Annotated in this window: 18 protein-coding genes; 11 read left to right on the top strand and 7 right to left on the bottom strand. The window is 74.9% G+C overall.

All coding sequences use genetic code 11. The features are described 5' to 3' along the window. Positions 1-29 precede the first annotated feature (29 nt). Complete coding sequence (locus ACFYPR_RS17470; protein WP_387260851.1) at positions 30-1,397, top strand: MFS transporter; 1,368 nt, start codon at positions 30-32, stop codon at positions 1,395-1,397. Here ACFYPR_RS17470 and ACFYPR_RS17465 read toward each other — a convergent pair. The 4 genes from ACFYPR_RS17465 to ACFYPR_RS17450 all read right to left on the bottom strand — a co-directional run bounded on the left by ACFYPR_RS17465 (position 1,352) and on the right by ACFYPR_RS17450 (position 3,726). Continuing rightward, positions 1,352-1,609, bottom strand: coding sequence for a hypothetical protein (locus ACFYPR_RS17465; protein WP_354860125.1), 258 nt, complete (start codon positions 1,607-1,609; stop codon positions 1,352-1,354). The two genes, ACFYPR_RS17470 and ACFYPR_RS17465, sit on opposite strands and share 46 nt — an antisense overlap. A 108-nt stretch (positions 1,610-1,717) precedes the next feature. Then, on the bottom strand, positions 1,718-2,179 hold the full coding sequence (locus ACFYPR_RS17460) for an SRPBCC family protein (RefSeq protein ID WP_354860122.1): 462 nt from the start codon (positions 2,177-2,179) through the stop codon (positions 1,718-1,720). 52 nt (positions 2,180-2,231) lie between these two features. Next, positions 2,232-2,648 (bottom strand): DUF2795 domain-containing protein, encoded by a 417-nt coding sequence (locus ACFYPR_RS17455; protein ID WP_354860120.1) that lies wholly within the window; start codon positions 2,646-2,648, stop codon positions 2,232-2,234. A 91-nt stretch (positions 2,649-2,739) separates the two neighbouring features. Beyond that, a complete protein-coding gene (locus ACFYPR_RS17450; RefSeq protein WP_355136239.1) occupies positions 2,740-3,726 on the bottom strand; it encodes a YihY/virulence factor BrkB family protein in 987 nt (328 codons plus the stop codon). Positions 3,727-3,914: 188 nt separating this feature from the next. Between ACFYPR_RS17450 and ACFYPR_RS17445 the strand changes: the two genes are divergently transcribed. Beyond that, on the top strand, positions 3,915-4,316 hold the full coding sequence (locus tag ACFYPR_RS17445) for a ChaB family protein (protein WP_354860117.1): 402 nt from the start codon (positions 3,915-3,917) through the stop codon (positions 4,314-4,316). Between the two features lie 55 nt (positions 4,317-4,371). Here the strand turns inward: ACFYPR_RS17445 and ACFYPR_RS17440 are convergent, their stop codons facing one another. Then, a complete protein-coding gene (locus tag ACFYPR_RS17440; RefSeq protein WP_387182042.1) occupies positions 4,372-5,805 on the bottom strand; it encodes an aldehyde dehydrogenase family protein in 1,434 nt (477 codons plus the stop codon). Between the two features lie 72 nt (positions 5,806-5,877). Here ACFYPR_RS17440 and ACFYPR_RS17435 point away from each other — a divergent pair, with 72 nt between their 5' ends. After that, a complete protein-coding gene (locus ACFYPR_RS17435; protein WP_355065640.1) occupies positions 5,878-7,488 on the top strand; it encodes an NAD(P)/FAD-dependent oxidoreductase in 1,611 nt (536 codons plus the stop codon). Positions 7,489-7,564: 76 nt separating this feature from the next. Here ACFYPR_RS17435 and ACFYPR_RS17430 read toward each other — a convergent pair whose 3' ends face one another. Together ACFYPR_RS17430 and ACFYPR_RS17425 are read right to left on the bottom strand one after the other, a co-directional pair. Next, positions 7,565-8,332 carry a polyprenol monophosphomannose synthase gene (locus tag ACFYPR_RS17430; protein ID WP_355136243.1) on the bottom strand — a complete coding sequence of 256 codons (768 nt, stop codon included), beginning with the start codon at positions 8,330-8,332 and terminating at the stop codon, positions 7,565-7,567. A gap of 195 nt (positions 8,333-8,527) precedes the next feature. Further along, complete coding sequence (locus ACFYPR_RS17425) at positions 8,528-8,965, bottom strand: SRPBCC family protein (RefSeq protein ID WP_387260847.1); 438 nt, start codon at positions 8,963-8,965, stop codon at positions 8,528-8,530. Between the two features lie 164 nt (positions 8,966-9,129). On the opposite strand from ACFYPR_RS17425, the gene ACFYPR_RS17420 reads away from it, so the two are divergent. Genes ACFYPR_RS17420 through ACFYPR_RS17385 form a run of 8 tightly spaced genes read left to right on the top strand, consistent with a single transcriptional unit; the run spans position 9,130 to position 17,829 of the window. Next, complete coding sequence (locus ACFYPR_RS17420) at positions 9,130-10,803, top strand: HAD-IIIA family hydrolase (RefSeq protein WP_387182048.1); 1,674 nt, start codon at positions 9,130-9,132, stop codon at positions 10,801-10,803. Beyond that, entirely contained in the window at positions 10,800-11,774 is a 975-nt protein-coding gene (locus tag ACFYPR_RS17415; protein WP_355065644.1) for a glycosyltransferase, read from the top strand. Before ACFYPR_RS17420 ends, ACFYPR_RS17415 begins: the two co-directional genes overlap by 4 nt. Further along, on the top strand, positions 11,759-12,976 hold the full coding sequence (locus ACFYPR_RS17410; RefSeq protein ID WP_387260844.1) for a glycosyltransferase: 1,218 nt from the start codon (positions 11,759-11,761) through the stop codon (positions 12,974-12,976). Before ACFYPR_RS17415 ends, ACFYPR_RS17410 begins: the two co-directional genes overlap by 16 nt. Continuing rightward, on the top strand, positions 12,973-13,680 hold the full coding sequence (locus ACFYPR_RS17405) for an SIS domain-containing protein (protein ID WP_354861001.1): 708 nt from the start codon (positions 12,973-12,975) through the stop codon (positions 13,678-13,680). The genes ACFYPR_RS17410 and ACFYPR_RS17405 overlap by 4 nt, the downstream gene beginning before the upstream one ends. A gap of 16 nt (positions 13,681-13,696) precedes the next feature. Next, entirely contained in the window at positions 13,697-15,214 is a 1,518-nt protein-coding gene (locus ACFYPR_RS17400) for a PfkB family carbohydrate kinase (RefSeq protein ID WP_387260842.1), read from the top strand. Next, complete coding sequence (locus ACFYPR_RS17395; RefSeq protein WP_354860993.1) at positions 15,211-15,912, top strand: SDR family oxidoreductase; 702 nt, start codon at positions 15,211-15,213, stop codon at positions 15,910-15,912. Before ACFYPR_RS17400 ends, ACFYPR_RS17395 begins: the two co-directional genes overlap by 4 nt. Continuing rightward, complete coding sequence (locus ACFYPR_RS17390) at positions 15,909-16,862, top strand: glycosyltransferase family 9 protein (protein ID WP_387260839.1); 954 nt, start codon at positions 15,909-15,911, stop codon at positions 16,860-16,862. Before ACFYPR_RS17395 ends, ACFYPR_RS17390 begins: the two co-directional genes overlap by 4 nt. Beyond that, positions 16,846-17,829 carry a DNA topoisomerase IB gene (locus ACFYPR_RS17385; protein WP_387260836.1) on the top strand — a complete coding sequence of 328 codons (984 nt, stop codon included), beginning with the start codon at positions 16,846-16,848 and terminating at the stop codon, positions 17,827-17,829. Before ACFYPR_RS17390 ends, ACFYPR_RS17385 begins: the two co-directional genes overlap by 17 nt. Positions 17,830-17,890 lie beyond the last annotated feature (61 nt).

Here is a 17,890-nt window from a genome sequence, read left to right as displayed (position 1 = left end):
TAAGGTGCGCTGCGGCAGGATGGGGTCCCGTGTCCACCTCGCCCGCGCCGCCCCGCGCCACGCTGCTCCTGCTGGCCTATCTCGCGTTCGTCAGCCTCGGCCTGCCCGACGGACTGCTCGGCGTCGGCTGGCCGTCGATCCGCGCGGACTTCGGCGTACCCACCGAGGCGGTCGGACTGCTGCTCACCGCAGGCACGGTCGGCTATCTCGCCTCCAGCGTGCTGGCCGGGTTCACGCTGGCCCGCCTCGGCGTGGGCGCGCTGCTCGCCGGCAGCACCCTGCTGGCCAGCCTGGCGCTGACCGGCTACGCCGTGAGCCCCGGGCTGGCCGTGCTCGTGGGCTGCGCGCTGGTGCTCGGGCTGGGCTCCGGTGCGATCGACTCCGGGCTCAACACGTACGCCGCCGGGGCCTTCGGCCCGCGACACATGAACTGGCTGCACGCCTTCTTCGGCCTCGGCGTGGCGATCGGGCCACTGATCATGACGGCGGCGCTCAGCGCCGGGCTGGCCTGGCGGTGGGGGTACGGCATCGTGGCCGGCGCTCAACTCGCTCTCGCCACCGCGTTCGCGCTCACCGTACGCGCGTGGCAGCGTCGCGCTCCCGCTCCCGAGCCGGGCGTGGGGACGACCGACGCCGCGCCCGCGGTCCGGGTGCCGGTCCTGGCCACGCTGCGGCTGCCGGCGGTCTGGTCCGGGGCACTGGCCTTCGCGCTGTACGTGGCCATCGAGGTGTCCGCCGGACTCTGGGCGTTCCTGCTGCTCACCCAGGGGCGCGGCCTGAGCGCCGCCGTGGCGGGCGGCTGCGTCTCCGCGTACTGGGGCAGCCTCTTCGTCGGCCGGGTGGTGCAGGGCGTGGTCGCCGAGCGGCTGGGGCCCCGGCTGGTGTTGCGGGTCAGCCTGGGCGGCATGGCCCTCGGTGCGGCGCTGATCGCGGTGCCCGGGTCGGCCGTGCTGGCCGTGCTCGGCCTGGTCGTGCTGGGGTTCGCCGCCGCGCCGGTGTTCCCCCTGCTCACCCTCACCACCGCCGACCGGGTGGGCGCGGCGCACGCGGACCGGGCCATCGGGTTGCAGATCGGTGCCGCCGGTGTCGGCGCGGCGCTCGTCCCGACAGGCCTCGGCGTGCTGATCAGCAACGTGTCGGTGCAGGTGCTCGGCCCGGCCCTGGTGGTGCTCGCGCTGGCGTTGATCGTGCTCTACGAACTGGGCGCCCGCCGGCCCGCCGCCGGAAGCGGGCCGGAGCAGCCCGGCCCCGGCTCCGATGCGTCCGGGTTCGCAGCGGCCGGGCCCGCCGCGTCCGAGCCCGCCGCGTCCGGGGCGCCGGCCCAGTCCCGGGCCGCTCTGCCCGACGCGGACTATCCGTTGTCCGGTCCGGTCCGGCCGGTCGTCGACGGGCGGTAGGCGCGCTGCGGGTCGGTCGGCTCCCGCCCGGCGCCCTCGGCCTCTCCGCCTCGGTCGGCCGCCGCGGGCCCGTGCCCGAAGGCGGCCTCCTCACCGGCGTCGTTGCCGGTCACGTCGTCGGCCTGCCCGTCGATGCTGGAGCCCGCCACGGCGCGCTCCAACTCCTCCAGCGGAAGCCGTTCCTCGTCGCGCCACACCCTGTCGTCCGTCATGACTTCAGCCGTACCCGGGCGCGATGATCGCAAACGGGTACCAGCCGGCCCGAGACACGACGATGGCCGCCGGGAACTCCGGCGGCCATCCTCGGTCGGTTCGCGGGATCACGGCTGCGGGCGGTCCACCGAGCCACGCCAGGCGCCGGTCTCCTGACCGCGCCGCTCGATGAACGTCTTGAACCGCTCCAGATCGCCCTTGGCCCGCCGGTCGACGATGCCGAGCTTGTCGCCGGCCTGCTCGACCACCCCGTGCGGCTCGAACTCGAGCTGGAGGGTGACCCGGGTCTTGCCCTCGTCCAGGCGGTGGAAGGTCACCACACCGGCCTGCTGGGTGCCGCCGGTGGAGCGCCAGGCGACCCGCTCGTCGGGCAGCTGCTCGGTGATCTCGGCGTCGAACTCGCGCTTCACGCCGGCGATGTCCACCGTCCAGTGGGTCATCGTGTCGGAGAGCTGCCGGACCTCCTGCACGCCCTCCATGAACTGGGGGAACTCCTCGAACTGCGTCCACTGGTCGTACGCGGTGCTTACGGGTACGGAGACCTCGACGTGTTCGGTGACGCCACTCATCAGGAACCCTCCTCTGGTCGCGGGTGATGGCCGGATCGGGGGACGATCCTGCTCACCAGCGAGTTGTCTCGTTCTTGTTGCCGAGCGCGGCCCACACCTCGGAGACCGTCTGGTACTCGGTGCCCTCGGGCAGCCGCTCCAGCGCCGCCACGATGTCGTCGGGCGCCTCGTTCTCCCGGGCGCTGGCGATGAGCACCAGTCGGTCGCCGGGCAGCGCGCTCATGGAGATGAACCGACCGAGCCGGCTGCGCTGCTCGACGTCGGTGGAACTCATCCCCTGCGGCGTGCCGGTGCGCAGGTCGCCCGCCGGTGCCGTGGTGGTCTCCGGCTGGTCCTCGCCGGCCGGTTCCGGCACCCGGGACTCGTCGACCCGAGAGCCACCGGTCCCCGGCCCCTGCACGAGGCCGCTGACCTCCTGGCTCATCTGCTCGTCGATCCTCGGTCCGTGCTTGCTGTTGCCACGCTCCATGCCTTCTGCGCTACCCGGCACCCCGCCCGGTAAACCGGCACCGCGTCACGAACCGGCCCCCGGGCCGGACATCCGGGCGGACAACCGGCGCTTAGGAGTCGGCGGCCTTCCGCGGCGGCAGAATCGGCTCCTGGAGGTCCTTCTCGCCCGCCTGCAACTGCCGGCCGCGCTGCACCTCGGCGTTGATCTGCACCCCGAGCATCAGGGCGGAGTTGGACAGGTAGAGCCAGACCAGGAACGCGATGGCCGCGCCCAGGCTCCCGTACGTCGTGTTGTACGAGGCGAACTTGGCCACGTAGAGGCCGAAGCCGAAGGAGACCGCCGCCCAGGAGACCAGGGCCACCGCGCCGCCGGGGGTGAGCCAGCGGAAGCGGGGCTGGCGCACGTTCGGGGCGATCCAGAACAGCAGGGACAGCAGCACCGCCATGACTATGGCGAGCACCGGCCACTTCGCCACGCTCCACACCGTCCGGGCCAGGCCGCCGGCGTGGATCAGGTCGCCGACCGCGTCGGTGACCGGGCCGCTGACGATCAGCGCGAGGGCGACCACCGCGAGCAGCACCAACGTCACCGCGGCCAAGCCGATCTGCACCGGCCGCAGCTTCCAGACCGGCCGACCCTCGGTCACCCCGTAGATCGCGTTGGAGGCACGGGTGAACGCCCCGATGAAGCCCGACGCCGACCACAGCGCGCCGAGCAGACCGAAACTCAGCAGCACCTTCACGTTGCTCTGCTGAACCACCACGGCCCGGATCACCCCGACCACGCCGCCGTCCTTGTCAGCCACCACCGATCCGGCACCCACCTGCTTGGCGAGGTCGACAACCGTGTCCAGGGTCCGCTCGCCGTCGGAGACCAGACCGACCAGGGCCACCACCACGATGGCGGACGGAAAGAGCGCCAGGACGCCGTAGTAGGTGAGTGCGGCGGCCCAGTCGGAGCAGTTGTCGTTGACGAAGTTCGTCACGCTGCGCACCAGCACCCCGCGCCAGGTCCGCCAGCTCAGCTGCCGCATCCGCCGGGGCACCGGCGCACCCGGCGTGTCGGCGCGCGTCGTACCGGGCTCCGTGGTCGTCATGCCCGCTCCCTGTTCCCCGGCCACCGGATGACCGGTCATCCGGTCGGGCCTGGCCCGGCCGGTACCCGAAGCGGGAAATCGACAAACCCGGGCCGACGCCGCCGTGGTGCGGCCCCGCCCGCGACGCGTTTGCCACCCCGCCCGCGGGGAACGGTGACAGTGATTCTGTCGACACGGAGGAGGACGAGATGCCCGGGCGCGAGGATCTGCCCAGCACGCTGCGACGCTCCCCGGACAAGGCGCAGCGCACCTGGGAGAAGACACACGACTCGGCGGTGGAGACCTACGGCGAGGGCGAGCGGTCGCACCGCACCGCCTTCGCGGCGGTGAAGCACCAGTTCGAGAAGGTGGGCGACCACTGGGAGCCGAAGGGCCGCAAGGGACCGAGCGACCGGCAGGCCGCCGGCGGCGGCCCGGAGCGGCGCGCACCCACCGCCGGTGGGGTGGACGCCAACGCCAGCAAGGACCACCTCATGTCGGTGGCCCGCAAGCTGGACGTACCCGGTCGGTCGAGCATGACCAAGCCGGAGCTGGTCACGGCCATCGAGAAGGCCAACGACCGGGCCACCCGCAAGGCTCGCGGCGACTGACCCACGCACAGCGCGGTACGGGCGGACGCGCCACCCCGGCGTCCGCCCGTAGCGTTCACCAGTGACCGCCGCCGGGCGCCTCGATGTGCACCGCCTTCGTGGCGCTGAACTCGTCCAGCAGCTCCGGGCCGTACCCGAAGCCCTGCCCGCTGGCCCGGCGCGGATGCGCGGCACCGCCGGGCGCCCCGCCGAACACCGAGTTGACTTTCACGGTGCCCACCGGCAGTTCCCGCCACGCCCGCTGCGCATGGCTCATCGACGCGGTCAGCACCGTCGCGGCCAGCCCGTACTCCGAGTCCGCCGCGCAGGTCAGCGCCTCGTCGAAGGAGTCGACCACCACCACCGGGGCGACCGGCCCGAACGTCTCCTCCCGTACCAGCACCATGTCGTGCCGGCAGTCGGTGACCACGGTCGCCGGGTAGTACGCCCCGGGCCCGTCCGGCACCTCCCCACCGGTACGCACCCGCGCGCCGGCCGCCGCCGCCGCGCTCACCTGCCCGTGTACGTGGTCGCGGTGCCGCCGGTCGACGAGCGGGCCCAGCTCGGTGCCCGGGTCCCGACCCGGCCCGACCCGCAGTGCGCCGGCCCGCCGCACCAGCGCCGCCACGAAGTCGTCGGCCACCTCCCGGTGTACGTAGATCCGTTCCACCGCGACGCAGATCTGCCCGGCGTTCGCGAACGCCCCGAGCGCGGCCTGCTCCGCCGCCCAGTCGGGGTCGACACCCGCGTCGACGACCAACGGGTCGCTGCCGCCGTTCTCCAGCAGCACCTTCGCGCCGGTACGGGCCGCGGCGGCGGCGATCTTCCGCCCGGTGGCTGTGGAACCGACGTGCGCGACCACGTCCACGTCCTGTGTGGCCAGTGCCGCGCCGACCTCCGGGCCACCGGTGAGCAGGGACAGCACCCCGGCCGGCAGCGCCGCGTCCAGGGCGCGCGTCAGCAGCCAACCCGTCGCCGGCGTTCGCTCGCTGGGCTTGTAGAGCACCACGTTGCCGGTGACCAGGGCCGCGCCGAGCAGCCCGCAGGACACCGCCACCGGGTCGTTCCAGGGGGTGATGACGGCGACCACGCCCCGCGGCTGGGGCGTCATGAAGTCCACCGCGTCCGTCGCGCCGTTCAACGTCCGCCCACCGCGCAGCGGGGCCAGCTCCGCGTACTGTCGCAGGGTGCCGATCCCCGCCTCGACGCCGCCGCGGGCGTCCGCGAGCGGCTTGCCCATCTCCGCGGTGACCGCCGCCGCCAGCTCGTCGGTGACGGCCGCGACCGCGTCCGCGGCCCGGTGCAGCGCCGCCGCCCGCTCCGCCGGCGCGGTCGCCGCCCACTGCGCGGTCGCGTCCCGCGCCGCCTGGGCCGCCTTGCCGACCTCGTCGGCCGTGGCGACCGGCACGGAGCTGACCGGTTCGCCGTCCGCCGGATCGTGGACGACCAGCTCGCCGCCGGCCCCGCCCGCGCCCCACACCCCGCCCACCAGCTGCGCAACCGTGTACATGCGGCGCTGGATGCCCCGGCCCCGGCGAGACAAACGCGTTTCGCCCGGTTGCGCGCCGGGTAGGCGGATCGGGTGACTACCACCGGCGCGCAGAGCGCGGACGCCGTCGTCGTCGGCGCCGGGCACAACGGCCTGGTCGCGGCGAACCTGCTGGCCGACGCCGGTTGGGACGTGGTGGTGCTGGAGGCGACCGCCGTACCCGGCGGCGCGGTGCAGTCCGCCGAGGTGACCGCCCCGGGCTACCTGAGCGACCTCTACAGCTCGTTCTACCCCCTGGGGTACGCCTCGCCGGTGCTGAACGGCCTCGACCTGGGCCGGTACGGGCTGTCCTGGCGGCACGCCCCGGACGTGCTGGCACACCTGCTGCCCGACGGCCGGGCGGCGGTGATCAACCGGGATCCGGACGTCACGGCCGCCTCGCTGGAGCAGTTCGCCCCCGGCGACGGCAAGCGCTGGCTGAACGCGTACACCGACTGGCTCGACGTGGCCGAGCCGATGCTCACCACCATCACCACGCCGTTCCCCCCGGTGCGCGGCGGCCTGGGCCTGCTGCGCCGGCTGCGGGTCGCGGGCGCCCTGCGGCTGGCCCGCCGACTCGTGGTGCCGGTGCGCAAGCTCGGCGACGAGCTGTTCGATGGTCCGGGCGGGCCGGCGCTGCTCGCCGGCTGCGCCCTGCACACCGATCTGTCCCCCGAGGAGGCCGGCTCCGGCGTGTACGGCTGGCTGCTGGCCATGCTCGGCCAGCAGGTCGGCTGGCCGGTGCCCGACGGCGGCGCGCGGCAGATCACCAACGCGCTGGTGGCCCGCCTGTCCGAGCGCGGTGGCCGCATCCTCTACGGCGCGCGGGTCGACCGGGTGCTCACCGCGCGCGGCCGGGCGATGGGCGTCCGCACCGAGGGCGGCGCGCTGTGGCGGGCCCGCCGGGCCGTCCTCGCCGACGTGCCGGCCCCGGCCCTCTACCTCGACCTGGTCGGGGCTTCGGTGCTGCCGTCGCGGCTGGTCGAGGACCTGGCGCACTTCCGGTGGGACGGCTCGACGCTGAAGGTGGACTGGGCGCTCTCCGCCCCGGTCCCGTGGACCAACCGGGAGGTCGCCGGCGCCGGCACCGTGCATCTCGGCGCGGACCTCGACGGGCTGACCCGCTACGCCGGCGAACTCGCCCGCGGCGAACTGCCCCGCGACCCGTTCCTACTGGTCGGGCAGATGTCCGTGGCCGACCCGAGCCACTCACCGCCGGGCACCGAGTCGCTGTGGTCGTACACCCACCTGCCGTTCCGAAAGGACTGGCGGGCCGAGGAGATCGCCGGGCACGTGCAGCGCATGGAGGACGTGCTGGAGGCGGCGGCCCCGGGCTTCCGGCAGCTCATCGTGGGACGGCACGTCGCCGGGCCCGCCGAGCTGGAGAAGGGCGACCCGAGCCTGGTCGGGGGCGCGCTCGGCGGGGGCACCGCCGCCGCGTACCAGCAGCTGTTCCTGCGCCCGATTCCCGGCCTGGGCCGGGCGGACACCCCGGTGGACCGGCTCTTTCTGGCCAGCTCGTCGGCGCACCCGGGCGGTGGGGTGCACGGCGCACCGGGCGCGAACGCGGCCCGCGCGGCCCTGGCCCGCGACCGTGCCCTGACCGGCGCTGCCTACGCGGCGGCGGTCGCCACCGCCCACCGGGCCGTCTACCCCCCGACCTGATGCGGTGATCAAGAGGTTTGCGTCAGATTCCGGCTCGCCGGTGACGCAAACCTCTTGATCACCGCTGGGGGCGGGGTCAGTTGGTGATGTTGCGGTGTTTGCTGCGGAGGCGGAACGGCATCAGCGCGCTCTCGACCTTGGTCGCCGTGGTCATCTTGGAGACGCCGTCGCGCCGCTCCTCGAAGCGGATCGGGACCTCCAGGATCGTGTGGCCCAGCTTGGTCGCCAGGTAGTGCATCTCGACCTGGAAGCTGTAGCCGTTGGACTGCACGCGGTGCAGGCCGATGTCCTTCAGCGCGTCGGCCCGCCAGATCTTGAAGCCGGCGGTCAGGTCCCGGATGCGCACCCGCAACAGCGTGTGCACGTAGAGGTTCGCCCATCCGCTGAGCGCGCGCCGGTACAGCGGCCAGTTCTCGTCCAGCTCGCCACCGGGTACGTACCGGGAGCCGATCACCACGCCGGCCTGGGTGGAGAGCAGCGCGCCCAGCATCCCCGGCAGCGCCTCCGGCGGGTGCGACAGGTCGGCGTCCATCTGTGCCACGAACTCGGCGCCGCCATCGAGAGCCCGGGTCATCCCGTCGACGTACGCCCGGCCCAGGCCCTCCTTGCCGGCCCGGTGCATCACCTCGATCCGCTCCGGATACTCGATGGCCAGCTTGTCGGCCACCTCGCCGGTGCCGTCGGGGGAGTTGTCGTCGGCGACGAGGATGCGCAGCCCCGGCAGCGGCAGCGCGAGCAGCCGCTCGACCAGCGCCGGGAGGTTGCCCGCCTCGTTGTAGGTGGGCACGACGACGGTCAGGTGTGCGTCTCGCCACGGCGACGGCAGTTGGACGGGCTCGATCATGTCGGACATCCTCGGTTTGCGGACAGGGCTACCTGAGAGGGTAGCCAGTTGCCCGATCCGGATTGAAAAGGCTCCCCGTCGATCGGGCCGGCCGCAGGTGGCGGCGCGCTCAGCGCAGGCGGCGGGCCATCGCGGTGAGGGCCATCGCGCGGCCCACACCGGCGCTCGCGCCGGTCACCACCACCGTCTGCCCCGTCACCGGGAGCCCTTCTGTCGGGTGGCGATGTCGGAGAGCCGGTCCAGCGTCTCCCGGTTGCGCAGGTGCAGCACGAGGTCGTTGGCCTTGTTGCGGATCCAGCGCAGCGGGCCGGCCGCGAAGTCCTCACCGAGGCGGACGCGGGTGGCGTCGCCGTCGACCGGATCCAGGGTGAACGCCACGATCGCCTCGCCGGCCGGCCACAGGCCGGCGCGCAGCACCAGCCGGTGCGGCGGCTCGCAGGCCAGCACCGTCGAGGCGTCCTGCAACGAGAACGGCCACGGCCCGGCCCGGTGGTGCAGTTGGCTGCCCACCCGTGGCCAGGCGTCGTCCACGTCGCGCACGTGCGCGGTCCCGACCACCCAGTCGCTGTACGTCCACCCGTCGGCCAGCACGTCGAACACCCGCTGCGGGGGAGCGTCGATTACTTTCTCCACTATCGCCACTGGGCTCCCATACCCGCCTCGCGACGGAGGTTAACGGGCCGGCGGGTTAGCTTCTCGGAAGCGGCGGGTAAGGCCGACCGGGGCACCGCCGCCGGCGTTGGCCCACGGCGCCGACGACGACGTTTACTCCTCGGGGCGCCGGGAACCCGCCGGCTGTGCGACAGGACCAGGAGGATCCGTATCAGCGCAGGTCAGCCCGGGTTTACGCCGGTGTTGGCCGGGCTGGCCACGGGCCTGCTGAACCCCCCGGGGGAGTCCTGTACGACGCGGTCCTGCTCGACCGCGACGGCACGCTGATCGAGGATGTGCCGTACAACGGCGACCCGGAGAAGGTCCGTCCGGTCCCGGGGGCGCGGGCGGCGCTGGACCGGCTGCGGGCCGCCGGGTTGCGCCTGGCGGTGGTGACCAACCAGTCGGGTCTGGCCCGGGGCTACTTCAGCGAGGAGCAGATGCGGGCGGTGCATGCCCGCGTGGAGGAGCTGCTGGGTGGCTTCGACGCCTGGCTGGTCTGCCCGCACGACGACTCCGACCGATGCGACTGCCGTAAACCGGCGCCCGGTCTGGTGCACGCCGCCGCCCGCGAGCTGGGCACGAGCGCGTCGCGCTGTGTGCTGGTGGGTGACATCGGCCGCGACGTGGACGCGGCACTGGCCGCCGGTGCGGCCGGGGTGCTGGTGCCCACCCCGGTGACCCGACCGGAGGAGATCGCCGCCGCCGGCTGGGTGGCCGCGGACCTGCCCTCGGCGGTGGACGAGATCCTGCGCCGCCAGCGGGCCGTGCAACCCGCCGAGGCCGGCGAGCGGGTGGGCACGGCGTTGGTGGTGCGCTCGGACTCGGCAGGGGACGTGCTCGTCACCGGGCCGGCGATCCGCGCCGTCGCGGCCGGCGCGCGGCGGGTGGTGCTGCTGTGCGGTCCCCGCGGACGCGCCGCCGCCGAGCTGCTGCCCGGCGTCGACGAGATCATCGAGCACCCGCTGCCGTGGATCGACCCCGCGCCGGCGCCGATCGACCCGGACGCCATGCGGGGCCTGACCGCCCGTCTCGCCGCCGTCGGCGCGGACGAGGCGGTGGTGTTCACGTCGTTCCACCAGTCCGCCCTGCCGCTCGCGTTGCTGCTGCGGATGGCCGGGATCAACCGGATCGCCGCGATCAGCGACGACTACCCGGGCTCCCTGGTGGACATCCGCCACCGGGTGCCGGTGGGCGTCCCCGAACCCGAGCGGGCGCTCTCCCTCGCCGCCGCCGCCGGCTACCGGCTGCCGGTCGGCGACGAACCCGTGCTCCGGCTCCGGGGCGACACCGTGGCACTGCGCCCGGCCGCTGCCGGTGACCCCGGTTACGTGGTGCTCCACCCCGGGTCGGCCGCGTCGAGCCGGGCCTGCCCGACCGAGCTGGCGGCGCGGATCGCCGCGGCGCTGACCGCCGCCGGGCATCGGGTGCTGGTCACCGGCGGGCCCGACGAGCGTACGGTCACCGCCCGGGTCGCGGCGGCGGGCGGCACCGACCTGGGCGGCCGGACCGACCTGGCCGGGCTGGCCGCGCTCGTCGCGGACGCCGCCGCCGTGGTGGTCGGCAACACCGGGCCCGCGCACCTGGCCGCCGCGGCCGGGGTGCCGGTCGTGAGCCTCTTCGCGCCGACCGTCCCTTTCGGGCAGTGGGGGCCCTACCGGGTGCCCACCGTCCGGCTCGGCGACGCGGGCGCGCCCTGCCGTGACACCCGGGCGGCCAGCTGCCCGGTCCCGGGGCACCCGTGCCTCAGCGGCCTCGACCCGGCCGAGGTGGTCGAGGCGGTACGCACGCTCGTGCCCAGCGGTGGTGGCAACCGATGAACATCCTGCTCTGGCACGTGCACGGCTCCTGGACCACGTCCTTCGTGCACGGCAGCCACCGCTACCTGATCCCCACCACACCCGACCGTGGTCCGTACGGCCTCGGCCGGGCCCGCACCTACCCGTGGCCGGACAGCGCCGTCGAGGTGGCCCCCGACGACCTGCCCGGCAGCGACGTCGACCTGGTCGTCCTGCAACGTCCAGAGGAGATCGACCTGGCCGAGCAGTGGCTCGGGCGGCGCCCCGGGCGTGACGTGCCCGCCATCTACGTCGAGCACAACACCCCCAAGGGCGACGTGCCGAACACCCGCCACCCGATGGCCGACCGCGCCGACCTGCTCGTCGCCCACGTCACCGGGTTCAACCAGATCTTCTGGGACACCGGCGCGACCCGCACCAGGGTGGTCGACCACGGCATCGTCGCGCCGACCGTGTCGTACACGGGTGAACTGGACCGGCTCGCCGTGGTGATCAACGAACCGGTGCGGCGGGGCCGGGTGACCGGCACGGACCTGCTGCCCGAGTTCGCCGAGATCGCGCCGCTGGACGTGTTCGGCATGGGCGTCGCGGGTCTCGCCGACCATCTCGGGCTGTCCGCCGACCGGCTCACCAGCCACGACGACGTACCCCAGGACCGGATGCACGCCGAGTTGGCCCGCCGGCGGGCGTACCTGCACCTGTGCCGCTGGACCTCCCTCGGGCTCAGCCTCATCGAGGCGATGGCGATCGGCATGCCGGTCGTCGCGCTCGCCACCACCGAGGCGGTGACCGCGGTGCCACCGGAGGCGGGGGCGCTCTCCACCCGGATGGACACCCTGCTCGACGCCGCCCGCCGGTTCATCGCCGAGCCGGCGGCCGCACGTCAGGCCGGCGTGGCGGCACGGGCCGCCGCGCGGGACAGGTACGGCCTCGACCGTTTCCTCGCTGACTGGGACCGGCTGCTGGAGGAGGAAGTATGCGGATCGCGATGATCTCGGAGCACGCCAGCCCGCTCGCCATCCTCGGAGGCGAGGACGCCGGCGGCCAGAACACGCACGTCGCCGAGCTGTCAGCCGCGCTCGCCGCCGCCGGGCACGAGGTGCGGGTCTACACCCGCCGCGACGCCCTCGACCTGCCGGTGACCGTGCGCGCCCCGGACGGGTACGACGTGGTGCACGTGCCGGCCGGTCCGGCCGAGCCGGTCGCGAAGGACGCGTTGCTGCCGCACATGCGCGAGTTCAGCCGCTGGCTCATCGAGCGGTGGCGCGGCGGGGACTGGACGCCCGAGGTGATCCACGCGCACTTCTGGATGAGTGGCCTGGCCGCGTTGACCGCCGGTCGGCAGACCGGGGTGCCGGTGGTGCAGACGTACCACGCGCTGGGCACGGTCAAGCGCCGTTACCAGGGCGTGCAGGACACCAGCCCGGCCCGGCGCATCTCCTACGAGCGGGAACTGGGCCGCTCGGTGGACCGGGTGGTCGCCCAGTGCCGCGACGAGGTCGGAGAGCTGGTCCGGATGGGCGTGCCCCGGTCCCGGATGACCGTCGTGCCCTCCGGGGTCAACCTCGCCTCGTTCGCCCCGCTCGGGCCGGTCGCCGACCGTGAGCCGGGACGAGCCCGCATCCTGACCGTGGGCCGGCTGGTCGAACGCAAGGGTTTCCAGACGGTGGTCCGCGCCATGGCGCTGGTGCCCGACGCCGAGTGTGTGGTGGTCGGCGGCCCGCCCGAGGGGCTGCTGGAGACCGACCCGTACGCCCGCAGGCTGCGCGCCCTGGCCGAGTCGTGCGGGGTCGCCGACCGGGTGCACCTCGTCGGCGCGGTGCCCCGGGAGGAGATGGGCCGCTGGTACCGCTCGGCGGACCTGCTGGTCGCCGCGCCCTGGTACGAGCCGTTCGGGTTGACCCCGCTGGAGGCGATGGCGTGCGGCGTGCCGGTCGTCGGCACCGCCGTGGGCGGCATCCGCGACACCGTCGTCGACGGCACGACCGGCGACCTCGTACCGGCCCGGGACCCCAACGCCCTCGCCGCCGCGATCCAGCGGCTGTTCGACGACCGGATCCGCCGCTTCCGGTACGCCACGGCGGCGCGCGAGCGGGCCCGGTCGCGCTACTCCTGGGAGGCCACCGCCGAGCGCCTGGCCGAGGTCTACGGCGAGGTCGCCGCCGTGCGCCGGCCGACCCGGGTGGTGGCCTGATGCCGGCGGGCAGCCCGCTCGACGTGCACCTGACCAACCTCGCCGCGGCACTGGCGCCGTACCGCCGGTGTGAACCGCAACTGGCGCGCTGGGGCGCGGCCCTCGCGCACCGGCTGGCCGGCGGCGGACGGCTGCTCGTCGCCGGCAACGGTGGCAGCGCCGCCGAGGCCCAGCACCTCACCGCCGAGCTGGTGGGCAAGCTGCACGACGACCGCCAGCCCCTGTCGGCCATCGCCCTGCACGCCGAGACCAGCGCGGTGACCGCCATCGCCAACGACTACGGCTACGGCGATGTCTACGCCCGTCAGGTCCGCGCCCACGGCCGGCCCGGCGACGTCCTGTTGCTGCTCAGCACCAGCGGCACCAGCCTCAACCTGCTCACCGCCGCGCACGCGGCGCGCGACGCCGGCCTGACCACGTGGGCACTCACCGGGCCCGCTCCCAACCCGCTCGCCGACGCCTGCGACGAGGTGCTCGCCGTGCCGTCGGCAGACACCCAGGTCGTCCAGGAGCTGCATCTCGTCACCAGCCACCTGATCTGCGAGTACCTCGAACAGGAACTGCCCGCCGCGCTGGCCGTGACCGGGGCCGCCGCGGGCGTGCCCGCCGAGCCGGCACCGGCCGGTCGGCTCGCGTCCGGGCCGGTGCGGACCGGGGTCGAGGTGGTGCTCGACGGCGGGGCCGGACAGCAGGTCGACGCGTGAGGATGAGGGGGAAAGCGTGAGGGGACCCGTGGTGGTGGTCGGGGACACCCTGCTCGACCGGGACGTGGAAGGGGTGGTGAACCGCCTCTGCCCGGACTCCCCGGTGCCGGTGCTCGACGAGACCTCGGCCGTCGACCGGCCCGGCGGCGCCGGCCTCGCCGCGGTCTTCGCGGCCGCGCAGGGCGCCGAGGTGGTGCTGATCACCGCCCTCGCCGACGACGCCGGGGGCGCGCGGCTCAGCGCGCTGCTCGCCGCGGCCGGCGTGCAGGTGTACCCGCTGAGCCTGTCCGGCGCGACCCCGGAGAAGATCCGGCTGCGGGCCCGGGGCCGGGTGCTGCTGCGTCACGACCGTGGCGGCGCCTCCGGCGAGCCGGGTCAGCCCTCCGACGAGGTGCTGCGGGTGCTCGCCGCGGCGTCGGCGGTGCTGGTCAGCGACTACGGCCGGGGAGTGGCCCGCCAGCCCGCGCTGCGCGCCGCGCTGGCCGCCACCCGCGCGCCGGTCGTCTGGGACCCGCACCCGCGCGGCCCGGCCGCGGTGCCCGGGGTGCACCTGGTCACCCCGAACGAGTCGGAGGTACGCGAGCTGGTCTCCGCGCTGCCCGGCGCGTCCCGGCTGGCCACCGCGTCCCGGGGTGCGCAGGGGCTGCGGCGGCGGTGGCGGGCGGGCGCGGTCGCGGTGACGTTGGGCGGGGACGGCGCGTTGCTCTGCCACGCCGGGTCGACGCCGCTTGTGGTGCCCACCCCGGGCAGCGCCGAGGGCGACACCTGTGGGGCCGGTGACCGGTTCGCCGCCGCCGCCAGTCTCGCGCTGGCCGAGGGCGCGCTGGTCTCCGAGGCGGTGCAGGCGGCGGTCGCCGAGGCGTCCGCGTACGTGGCGGGTGGGGGAGTGGTCACGGCGCTGCCGCCACCGGAGCAGCCGTTTCCGCGCGTCCTGCGGGCGGGGTCGAACCGCGGACCGGCGAGCGGGCACGGGGTCGCCGGCCCGGGGCATGAGCGGGTGGGCATCGCGGCGGTCGCCACGCTGCTCGCCGAGGTGCGGGGTGCCGGCGGCACCGTGGTGGCCACCGGAGGCTGCTTCGACCTGCTGCACGCCGGGCACGTGGCCACCCTGCAGGCCGCCCGGCAGCTCGGCGACTGCCTGATCGTCTGCGTGAACTCCGACACCAGCGTGACCGGGCTGAAGGGGCCGGACCGGCCGGTCGTGTCCGAGGGTGATCGGGCCCGCCTGCTGGCCGCGCTGAGCTGCGTCGACGCCGTCCTCGTCTTCGACGAGCCGACGCCGGAGGCGGTGCTGTCCTGGCTGCGCCCCGATGTCTGGGTCAAGGGCGGCGACTACGCGACCGGCGGCCCAGACGCGGCCGGGCTCCCCGAGGCGGAGGTCCTGCGCCGCTGGGGCGGGAACACGGTGGTGGTGCCGTACCTGGACGGTCGTTCCACAAGTGACCTGATCACCCGTTCGGCCGGCGGGCAGTCCCCCAGCCTGGGCGAACGCACGCAGCAGCCGGTGTCGACGACGCGGGAGCGCAGCCGATGACCACCACGAGGTCCGGCGCCGGGCCCACCGTCCTGGTCACCGGCGGCTCCAGCGGGCTCGGCGCGGCGGTGGTCGCGGCGGTGGTCGCCTCCGGTGGCCGCCCGCTCGTGCTGGACCGGCAGGCACCGGTCGACGGCGTGTCCTGGACCGAGTGCGACCTCGCCGACACCCGCGCCGCCGAGGTGGCCACCCAGCACCTCGCCGAGCAGGCCGGCGGCCTGGACGCGGTGGTCACGGCCGCCGGCATGGACGTGCCGGGTCGGCTCGCCGACGTGCCGGGGGAGATTTGGGATCGGATCGTCGCCGTGGACCTGCTGGCCACCGCCGCGGTGATCCGGGCCGCGCTGCCGTTCCTGCAGACCTCTCGGGGCCGCATCGTCACGGTCGCCTCGACCCTGGGGGTCAAGGCGGTCAGCGACGCCACCGCGTACTGCGCGGCGAAGTTCGGCGTGGTCGGGTTCACCCGCGCCCTGGCCGCCGAGCTCGCCGGCCAGGTCGGGGTCACCCTGCTCATTCCCGGCGGGATGCGTACCGCGTTCTTCGACGAGCGCGACCCGCAGTACAAGCCGGGGCCGGACGCCATCCTCAACGACCCCGTCGACACGGCCGCGGCGGTCATGTTCGCGCTCAACCAGCCGCCCGGCTGCGCGGTGCGCGAGATGGTGGTCTGCGCCGAGCAGGAGACGTCGTACCCGTGATCCTCGTGCTGCGCGCCCTCGGCGTCGGCGACCTGGTCACCGCGGTGCCCGCGCTGCGGGCGCTGCGGGCCGCGTACCCCGGTATGGAGTTGGCGCTCGCCGCGCCCGGCGGCCTGGCCCCGCTGGTCGACCTGGTCGGGGGCGTCGACCGGCTGGTGGACACCGCCGGGCTGGACGGGCCGTCCTGGCCCGGCCCGGCCCCGCAGGTCGCGGTGAATCTGCACGGACGCGGCCCACAGTCGCATCGGCTGCTGGCCGCCGCCCGTCCGGGGCGGCTGCTCGCCTTCGCGAACGCCGCCGCCGGGTTCGGCGACGGGCCGCGGTGGGACGACGACGAGCACGAGGTGGACCGCTGGTGCCGGCTGCTGTCCTGGTACGACATCCCGACCGACCGCCGTGACCTCGGCCTGCGCCGGCCCGGAAAGGCCGGCCGACCAGCCGGCGCCACCCTGCTGCATCCGGGCAGCAAGGTCCCCGCCAAGCGGTGGCCCGCCGAACGGTTCGCAGCCCTGGCCCGGGCGCTCGACGAACGGGGGCATCGGGTGCTGGTCACCGGCTCGGCCGACGAACGCGCGCTGGCCGCTCGGGTCGCCGACGCGGCCGGCCTCGCGCCGGCCGCCGTGCTGGCCGGCCGGACCGACCTCGGCGCGCTGGCCGCGCTGGTCGCCGACGCCCGGCTGGTGGTCAGCGGGGACACCGGCGTGGCCCACCTGGCCACCGCGTACGGGACCCCGTCGGTGGTGCTCTTCGGGCCGGTGCCTCCGGCGGCGTGGGGGCCACCGCCGGACCGGCCCCGACACCGGGCGCTGTGGGCCGGTGCGGGGGATTGGCGCAGGTGGGACGGGGTAGGGAGCCACCCGACACTGACGGCCCTGCGCCTCGACGAGGTGCTGGCCGCCGTGGACGAGGTGGAGAGGGCGGTGCGGGTCTCCGGTGCGGTTGCGGCGTAGCGACCCGGGTCGGCCCGGTTACGGGCGACGCCGGCGCGGTAAGGGCTGGACCTTCGTCGATCCGAGCGGTGCGGTCGTGCGGGATCCCGCGACCCTGGCGCGGCTGCGGGAGCTGGTGATTCCCCCGGCCTGGCAGGACGTGTGGATCGCGCCGCACGCGAACGGGCACATCCAGGCGACCGGCATCGACGCGGCCGGACGCAAGCAGTACGTCTACCACCCGGTGTGGCGCGAGAAGCAGGACGCGGCGAAGTTCGACCACATGCTGGAGGTGGCCCGGCGGTTGCCGGGGCTGCGGGATCGGGTGGGACAGGACCTGGGCGGGCGAGGGCTGGGTCGGGACCGGGTGCTGGCGACCGTGGCCCGCCTGCTCGACATGGGGATGTTCCGGGTCGGCAGCGACCAGTACGCGGCCGGCGACGACCCGACGTTCGGGGTGTCCACCCTGCGCCCGGAGCACGCCCGCAGACGCGGCGGCTGCGTGGTCTTCGAGTTCCCCGCCAAGGGCGGTATCGAGCAGGTGCGCCGGATCGAGGACCCGGAGTTGTGCGAGGTGCTGGTCAACCTGCGCCGGCGTCGCCGGCGGGCGGACCGGCTGTTCGGCTACTGGGACGGCCGGGAGTGGCGCGACGTACGCAGTGACGAGGTCAACGGCTACCTGCGCGACGCCAGTGGCGGCGAGATGACCGCCAAGGACTTCCGCACCTGGCATGCCACGGTGCTGGCCGCCGCGGAGTTGGCCGCGGCCGACCCGGCCCGCTCGGCCACCGCCCGGCGCAGGGCGGTGGCGGCGGTGATGCGTGCGGTGGCCGAGCTGCTGGGCAACACCCCGACGGTGGCGCGGACGTCCTACGTGGACCCCCGGGTCGTCGACCTCTACCACGACGGAGTGGTGGCGCCGGTGGACCCGGGTGCGCCGCGCGAGGAGATCGAGCGGGTCGTGTTGGACCTGTTGGCGAAGGCCTGACCGGCCCCGCCGACGATCCTGGGGGGGAAGCGACGGGGCCGGGGCCTCGGCCCGGGGGCGA

The organism is Micromonospora sp. NPDC005254, assembly GCF_042872525.1.
GTDB lineage: Bacteria > Actinomycetota > Actinomycetes > Mycobacteriales > Micromonosporaceae > Micromonospora.
The sequence above is the reverse complement of the archived record's forward strand: the minus strand, read 5'-3'. Positions and strand labels throughout refer to the sequence as shown.